The sequence below is a fragment of the Notoacmeibacter sp. MSK16QG-6 genome, assembly GCF_024158145.1.
Lineage (GTDB): Bacteria > Pseudomonadota > Alphaproteobacteria > Rhizobiales > Rhizobiaceae > Notoacmeibacter.
Window position 1 is genome coordinate 49,064 of sequence record NZ_JAMYXM010000009.1, and the last position, 6,468, is coordinate 55,531.

The 6,468-nt window shown below is 58.5% G+C and carries 8 protein-coding genes; 4 read left to right on the top strand and 4 right to left on the bottom strand.

All coding sequences use genetic code 11. The features are described from left to right. Positions 1-85: 85 nt before the first annotated feature. From NIM86_RS16965 to mobC, 4 genes are all read right to left on the bottom strand, one after another. The gene (locus NIM86_RS16965) at positions 86-535 is read right to left on the bottom strand and encodes a GNAT family N-acetyltransferase (protein ID WP_253383885.1); all 450 of its coding nucleotides are present in this window, start codon (positions 533-535) and stop codon (positions 86-88) included. Positions 536-796: 261 nt separating this feature from the next. Then, complete coding sequence (locus tag NIM86_RS16970; RefSeq protein ID WP_253383886.1) at positions 797-1,024, bottom strand: hypothetical protein; 228 nt, start codon at positions 1,022-1,024, stop codon at positions 797-799. Positions 1,025-1,033: 9 nt separating this feature from the next. Then, entirely contained in the window at positions 1,034-3,469 is a 2,436-nt protein-coding gene (locus tag NIM86_RS16975; RefSeq protein WP_253383887.1) for a relaxase/mobilization nuclease domain-containing protein, read from the bottom strand. Beyond that, positions 3,469-3,843, bottom strand: coding sequence for a plasmid mobilization relaxosome protein MobC (mobC, locus tag NIM86_RS16980; RefSeq protein ID WP_253383888.1), 375 nt, complete (start codon positions 3,841-3,843; stop codon positions 3,469-3,471). Before mobC ends, NIM86_RS16975 begins: the two co-directional genes overlap by 1 nt. A 516-nt stretch (positions 3,844-4,359) precedes the next feature. Between mobC and NIM86_RS16985 the strand changes: the two genes are divergently transcribed. The 4 genes from NIM86_RS16985 to NIM86_RS17000 form a co-directional block, all read left to right on the top strand. Then, entirely contained in the window at positions 4,360-5,076 is a 717-nt protein-coding gene (locus NIM86_RS16985) for a ParA family protein (protein ID WP_253383890.1), read from the top strand. Next, complete coding sequence (locus NIM86_RS16990; RefSeq protein WP_253383891.1) at positions 5,069-5,479, top strand: hypothetical protein; 411 nt, start codon at positions 5,069-5,071, stop codon at positions 5,477-5,479. The genes NIM86_RS16985 and NIM86_RS16990 overlap by 8 nt, the downstream gene beginning before the upstream one ends. 5 nt (positions 5,480-5,484) lie before the next feature. Continuing rightward, positions 5,485-5,868: a hypothetical protein gene (locus NIM86_RS16995; RefSeq protein ID WP_253383892.1), complete on the top strand. Its 384-nt coding sequence runs from the start codon at positions 5,485-5,487 to the stop codon at positions 5,866-5,868. 232 nt (positions 5,869-6,100) lie between these two features. Next, positions 6,101-6,468 (top strand): helix-turn-helix domain-containing protein (locus NIM86_RS17000; protein ID WP_253383893.1); only part of this gene is annotated, 368 nt, incomplete at its 3' end.

Sequence of the window (6,468 nt, forward strand, 5' to 3'; positions counted from 1 at the left end):
GAGTGCGTTTCCATGAGAACTTAGCGGTGACAGCTTTGGAGTGGAAAGCGGATGGTCCGGTTTGTGGGAGTTGCAGCAGAAGCCGCTATCTTAAAGGCCGGAACACATGGGTCGTGTGTATCCGGTCTATGGGGACAAAGCCAAGCGTCGGCCAAAACACCTCGGCATCTGGCCCATCGGCATGAAGTACGATCGGCCGGTTGAAAGGTCGGGCATGTTCCAGAACATGCAGTGCAATCTGGCGACCAACACCAAGCCGACGATAGGCAGGACGCACATAGAAGCGTCTCATCCGCAGGTAGCTCGCTTCAACAAAGTCCTGCGTGATCCCTCCGATGCCCGCCGTCTTACCGTCTACCCTCGCCAGCATCAACACTTCTCCCGGACGCTCAAAGCGATTGGAGCCGGCGGCCCATTCGTCGCGGAGCACCGACATCGTGTCGAAGCCCTCTGCATCTGCGTCCTGCAGGAGCGCGTCGAATGGTTCGGGCAACTCCTCGATCTGACTTATCTCGATAGTGGGTTGATCTGGCATCGTTCGTAATCTTCTGCGTCCGCCCGCTTACTGGCGCCCCAGACTGCCGAAACCTTTACGGCTAAAGAAGGCAATACTTTCTTTCCCCGCCACGATCTATGTCGACTTCGGGAATCAACGGTGATGCTACAACGGCTGAAATTGGGTCGCGAGCAGACATAATGCCAGAAAGCGCCAAGCAACAACAAAGGGCTCGAAGCGGTCATTCGTTCGCGTCGGAATTCGTGGCGGACAGCCATCGCTTCACGGCGCTGCCAGAGCTTAATTGAAAAGCTGGTCAAGCCACTGGCGGACTGGCTCAGTCTGATCGACCAGAGAGTCGTAATAGGGCTGGATCGTCGTCCATGCCGCGTAGATCTGATGGTCGATAAACCGCCCGACCGCAAAAAGCACGAAGACGAGAAGTAAGGCGCCGACCACGCCGCCGACGCCCTTCTCCGAAAGATCGTTGCTCTGATTGACGATATAGGTTGGCTGATCGTCGTTCATGACGTCCTCCTATCGCTCCAGCTCGTCGCGATCGCGCTCTTCATCCTGCCGCTCGATCGCGTCTGACCGCGGCACTTGCTGACGGGCCGGATCGGTCTGCTGATCGGCGGACCTGTCCGCTTTGGCTTCATTGCACTGTGCCTCGTCAGCCTTCCGATTAACTGCGGCGACCTGTTCATGCAGATCATGGACGTCATGCTGCGCTCGGTCTTCAGGATTGTCGCGATCGTACCCCTCTTCAGGCTCCCGTTCGTCGCGCGCCGAAATGGCTGACGCTTCACCCGGACCTGACGCGGCCTCTTTCTCCAGCCGATCGCTGATGGCTTTCAGCTCGTCGTCCTGTTCAACGACTTCTCGAGCATAGCTGTTGCCGTCCTGGGCAAGCTTCGCAACGTCCTCAAGCGCCAGCTCGCGTTTGCGATCGTAGCTCTCGAACCGGCTATCGTCATTGTTCCGGGCCGCATCGTCCATGGCGCTATCCCATGTGGCGACTTCGATCAGAAGATCGTTCGCCGCTTCGACCGCTTCCAGGCCGTGACGCTCGACAGCCGCATCCCACGCGGCATTGTCGATATCATCGTCACGTTCCGACTGGTCCGAACCCGCTTCGTTCTCACGCCCCTCATTGGCCTCAAGGGCATCCCTCTCCTCGCGAAGCTCGACCATTTCACGGCGGATATTGACCACAGCCCGCGCCGCCTGGGCGACGTCCTCGAAATCCGCCCGCTCCTCCGCAGGCGTATCGCGGTCGAGCTGGAACAGCGCCTTCTCGACACCCTTCTCATAGGTTTCGAACTGCGCCCGCGTCATCTCAGCCATCTCGTCGCCCTCTTTCAATGCCGTCGCCAACACTACCATATTGGTTCGCGATTTCGACCGAAAATCGGCAACGACCACATCGCCGCCATCGCTGCGTCCTTCGCCAGAACGCGTGGATTCAAGCCGCTCCATGGTCGTCTTGGCAAAAGATCGGACACTATTGTCCCCGCTGGCAAGCGCAAGCTGACCCCATGTCTTCGATGCCATTATGGCATAGTCCTGGCTACGGCCCGACCGCGCGACATGTGCCGCGCCGGCGCGCTTGTTGTCGTATCGCGCCTGCCCGAAAGCGCTGGTGCCGACATGGCGGGTCGCGCCACGCCGGTCGATCGGCCGCACCTGGTTCTGCGTGAACGCCGGCGGACTGGCCGTTTCCCGCCGATCCGTCATTTCCATGGCGATGCCCTGCCCGCGCGCCTGTTCCGCCAGCGCTTCGCGCCACTGCCGGAAGATCGCCGGGCTAGTCTCGATCCGGTCGCCGAATTCCGAGCGCATCGTGATGATCGCATGGGCATGGATATGCGGCCGCTTGCCACCCTCTTCCGCTTCTTTCGGATCATCCGCCGGATCGTGAACCGCGAACACATAGCGATGGCCGCCATCGCCAAACTGTGCCGCCAGAAAACCGCGCGCCGCGCTCCGGAAAGCCTCCGGATCCGTGCCCGCCCGCGCCGACAGGATCAGATGCATCACATCGCGGCTCTTGCGGCTGTGCAGTTCGCCGCGCCATTCCTTCTGAACGAGGTCTCCGGCTTGCTCATCATCGGCGATCAGACGGCCATCATCCGCCCAAACATCGCCGCGATGACGCTCGACAAGCCCCCTCACCCGGCTGGTGCCGTACTCGACGCCATTGCCGTAGCCGTCGAACGAAAATGTCGCCCGACCCGACGATCCCGCATGGCTTTCGTCGAACTGCGCCTGCACGATTGCCGCCGCCTTGGCGTCGGCCGTCAGCCGCTTGCCGGCGCCGCTGCGCAGCACGATAACACCGCTCACCGTCGCCGAGCCGTCCCGATGACGCTCGACGCCGTAGACATAGTGGCGGTCGTCGAAACCACTCGTCAGAACGTCTCGGACGCGATCGTGAAACGACGCATCGTCCGGCCCGGCGATCTCCATACCGAGGTCGACCCGAAAGCCGCCAATATCCCTGCTCTCCGCTCGTCCTTTCATCAGATGGTCCCAATCGCCGCGCACTCGCGCCAGCTCTTCCTGCCCCTCGATGCGCTCGCCGCGCTCGTTCTCGACCGAGAGTTCGCCCTTTCGCGAAACATAATTGACCATCGCCCCGACCCGGGCCGCACCGCCATAGGACGCCATCTTGACGACGGCCGCCTGGCTGCCCGTCGCCATACCCTCAAACCGGCGCGTCATCGGTCGTTCGGCCGAAGGCCGATCCGACGCCAGGGAACCAAGCTTAAACGGCCCGCCAAAGCCGCTGGTCCGACCGAAATTCAGTGCGGCTGCCTTCCCGGCCGCCGCTGATGTGGCCGCGTCGAAATCCCGCTCAACCTCGCCAACCAAACGGCTCCGTCGCCGCTCACCAAGCTCCAGCTCGTGCAGCCGCGCCGCCTTGCGCCGCTCCCATTCCTCTTCGAACGCACCCAAGAACAGTTCAGCCATCAGCGTCCCGCACCTCGCCGTCTTTGACCGGCGCGCTTGGCGAGTCGTGCCAGCTCATGCTGGCTCGCCGCGGCCGCCACCTGCACATTGCGAAGATTGAGTGAAAGCTCTTCGGCACTCACGGTCCGGCCCGCATTGAGATGACGGGCGACCTGATTGAGGTTCACGCCGATCGCCCGCATGTCCTCCGCAAGTAGCTTCATGATGGCCCGATCCTCGTCTGTCAGCATCGGCCGCACCCCTGCGCCTTCCAGACTGAGCGACCGGACGAACGCCGAAAGGGTCATGTCGGCGGCCTCTGCCGCCGCCGAAATCGCCTCATACTCCTCCGGCGTCACCCGCATTTTCACGACCTTCTCCTTGCGATCCGCCATCAACGACCGTCCAATTTCGATCATCACGGCGCCGGGCCGCCGATCTCCAACCGCCCGCCGGCGGCTAATCGACAGCCTGTCTGTCGATCGTTGCAGATTTTGTACCACAAAATTGCGTATCCTGCCACTCTAAATACGACACGAACCGCCCCTCATTACATGTCATCGAGTGATCGCACACCGCTTCGCCACATTGCCCACATACACCGCCTAGGCACACCTCTAGTCAACATCGTGTTGCACCACCACATTTACGTTGTACATTTGAGTGCATTTATTCCACAGGTCTACATCGTGTGCTGGAGTAGTGCGTTCGTTGATAAATGCGGTGTATACAAACCACATCATTACACGGATTTTTCGTGTAATGATGTGGTGGTCCGCTTCAACATTTTGTTAGTGAATGATGGTGTAGATATGCGCATCACCCAAACCACACCGCGATGTCGAAGTTTTCGTCGTTAGTGTGGTGTACCAGAGTCGTATGCCATAAACGCAATCATCAAGGATTGAGAAATGCCTCGGATCATCTCATCGGTTAGCTCCAAAGGGGGAGCAGGAAAGACCACCATCGTAATCCTGATCGGCGGAGAATGGGCCTCAAAAGGGAAGAGGGTGTTGCTGATCGAGAATGATGAAAAGGGCAATTTGCTTGAGTGGTGGCAACGATGCGAGCAGAAAGGCAATTTGCCGGAGAATATGGATATTGAGGTCGCCCTTACACCTCGAAAATTAGATGAAGCCTTGCAGGATAGGGCAAGGGGCTATGACTACGTTATCATCGACTCCCCTGGGCTTCAGACGTCACGGACTTCGGCTGTCATCCGCGCATCGGAAGTGATTTTGGTTCCCGTTCAGCCTAACCAAGACGAGATAAAAGCTGCCGGCCAAGCGGCAGAGGCAATCGGCGACGCGACCGACGAAGACCATAAGTTTCGTCTCCATGTGAACATCGCGACGCGGATCACGCTTCCAAACCGTCAACTAGAAGCATATCGGACAATCAGACCTTTCGTAGCGAACCTCCAGGCGGCGGGCTATGACTCGATGCTGGCCGAGACTGAGTTGAACGAAAGAAACTGTTACCGGGAAATTCGCAATGGCTACGGGACACTTCAAATGCTTGAGCACACACCGGCAATCCTCAAGGGGCGTCTAGAAGTTCGGGCGTTAACGGAGGAAATCGAGAAGGTGCTCCATTCCGTTGATGAGAAGAGGTCTGAAAATGCCTAAAGCAGATCGCATTTCGCCCGACGATTTCGCGGTCGCGCCGCGTCGGAAACCGAACAGCCCGAAACCGCTGACGACCGAGGCTCCCAAGGACGAAGCACCTTCAGAAAGTGCGGCCGACTTTAGCGCTCCATCTGCACCCGCTGACGGTCCCAGGATCCAGCCGAGGTCGGATGAAGAAACGCGAGAGATCGTGGAGCGGCGGCGCCAACAGCAGGAGTCCGACTCCAACCGGCTTGCCCAACTGAGGCGTGAGCGCAAACGTGAACTCCAGTATCCTGTCAATGTGATGTTGGACTACGATACAAAAAATCGTCTCATGCGCGCCGCCAGCGAAAACGACGTGTCTCAGAGAAAGATTCTCGTCGAGGCGATCAAAGAATTCCTGGCGAACAACGGTTACTAATAGCGATGCGCCAGCTCCTGCTCGGCGTCGCCATTGGACTGATCGCCGGGATTTACGTCGCCCCAATGCTAGGCCGTCCCGGATTGTCGCCCGAAGCCGTCTCTCAATCCATGGAAGGCTTGGTCAGTTCGGTTTCGGGTGACCTTGCAGAAGATGAGCGACCGAGCGACGACGAGGCGAAACGAGCTGTCTTTTCGTACAGGGATTGGGACATCGCCGCCGACGCCGGCAAATCATCAGTCAGAGTGAGAAGGTGCATCAGCGTCAAAGCGGGAATAGCCTGTGCTATGCAGCTCGAACTTTGGTGGGTGGAAAATCCCCATCCAGCCGAGGCCATATTTGAACATTCGAATGAGGAATGGCACATAGTGAGAATGACATGGAAGTAAGTGGCGCAGCCTGGTTGATATGAGCTATAGGCACTGCGCCCAACCGGGGGCGTTGTCATATTGAAGCATATGGATCTCGCGAACCTCTCTGCATGGCCGGGTGCCATGGAGTTTCAAAATGGCCCGATCGTTGGCGAACGAGCGAAAAATGGCATAATAACGTTGGCTACACGGTGTGAAGACGATCCTCCATTGACATGCACAACACATAAGAACGGCAAGGAACCGCTAGGTGGACAACGAATCCTATAAAAAACGAATGGGACTCGTCGAAACCTCAGACCCGGAAGTCGACAAGCCGATTCATAGACGCCCAGGGTTTCAGGGCATCCAAGAGTTCTCCGAGATGGACGCCGCGATCGGCAAGTTCATCCGTGAACGCCGAAATGCCGTCCCACTGACACGGAACGAGCTTCAGGAGTTCCTCGGTCTCACCGCGCAGGTGTATGGTCGATACGAGCGCGGTTTCTCGAAAATGACCGCGACACGCGTCGTCCATCTCGCCGAACTTCTCGGCTTCCATCCCATCGAATTGTTTTGTGTCATCGCGCCGCATTTCTTTGGAGAAAACGATGAAGACGCCCAGAAAAAGTTGCAACA